Raw genomic sequence first — 1,035 nt, forward strand, 5'->3', positions numbered from 1 at the left:
TACAACCGCTATGGCAATGGCTACGGCATGTACAACTCGGTGCCGATGGTGCGTACCTATGAAGTGCAGGTCGTGGTGGTGCGCGTCAATCTGTTCGACGCCCGCAGCGGCCAGCCGGTGTGGAGCGCTAGTGCCGAAACGGGCAGCCAGGGTAGCCTCAGCGAGCGCGCTGATGCGTTGCGCCAGGCAGTGCAGAAGGCGATGACGGCGTATCCTCCGCGTTAACCGCTATGCTCAACTGAAGCCGGACCGATCATCGGAGAACCCTCATGTTTCGTCGTATCGCTACGCTTGCCGTTGTCCTGCTGCTGGGCGGTTGCCAGAGTAATCAGGTCAATCATGACTTTGACGCCAGCCGCGACTTTGGCGCCTACCGTAACTGGGCCTGGAAAGAGCCGGCGCTGCAATATCGTCCGGATGATCCGCGTATCAAGAGCGACCTCACCGAGCAGCGTATTCGCCAGGCGGTGGGCGAGCAGCTTGACCAGCGCGGTCTGCGCCTCGCCGGGCCCGGTAGCAAGGCCGACCTCTCTGTGCAGGCCTATCTGATCGTCGAGGACCGTCAGCAACAGGTCACCACTAATTACGGGGGGGCTTGGGGCGGGCCGTGGAATGGGTATTGGGGGGCGCCGATGTATAACGAAACGCGCAGCATCTCTTACAAGGTGGCGACGCTGCAGATTGATTTGCTCGATGGCAGGGACGGTAAGTTGGTGTGGCGGGGCAGTGATGAGCAGATCATGGCCAGTTCGCCGAATCCGCAGGACCGGAGTAATGCCATTCGCAGCACGGTGGCCAGGATTCTTGCCAACTATCCGCCCCGCTGACCTTGTGGAAAGGGATCTGCTCCGGTGAAGGCCTCCCGGCCTCCTCGGTCATAATGTGGGAGGGGGCTTGCCCCCGATGGCGGCCTCTGGGCCGACCAGGATGTTGGATTGGAACGAGTACATATCCGTTTCTGCGGTCACGGCCACTTAGGGTTCCGCCCTGACGGCGGCTCACTTTTGAAAAGCGCAAAAGTAAGCAAAACGCTCT

General features: G+C 60.8%; 2 protein-coding genes. Both read left to right on the forward strand.

The annotated features are described in order from the left end of the window. On the forward strand, positions 1–225 hold a 225-nt coding region (locus BFP96_RS11880), incomplete at its 5' end, for a DUF4136 domain-containing protein (protein WP_139113391.1). A gap of 44 nt (positions 226–269) precedes the next feature. Continuing rightward, positions 270–827, forward strand: a complete 558-nt coding sequence (locus tag BFP96_RS11885) for a DUF4136 domain-containing protein (protein WP_065897440.1) — start codon at positions 270–272, stop codon at positions 825–827. Positions 828–1,035: the final 208 nt, after the last annotated feature.

Source organism: Pseudomonas sp. 34 E 7, from assembly GCF_900005715.1.
Lineage (GTDB): Bacteria > Pseudomonadota > Gammaproteobacteria > Pseudomonadales > Pseudomonadaceae > Aquipseudomonas > Aquipseudomonas orientalis_A.

Excerpts from the sequence above, each read along its gene's own strand:
- BFP96_RS11885 (WP_065897440.1), top strand. The coding sequence starts at position 270 with ATGTTTCGTCGTATCGCTACGCTTGCCGTTGTCCTGCTGCTGGGCGGT.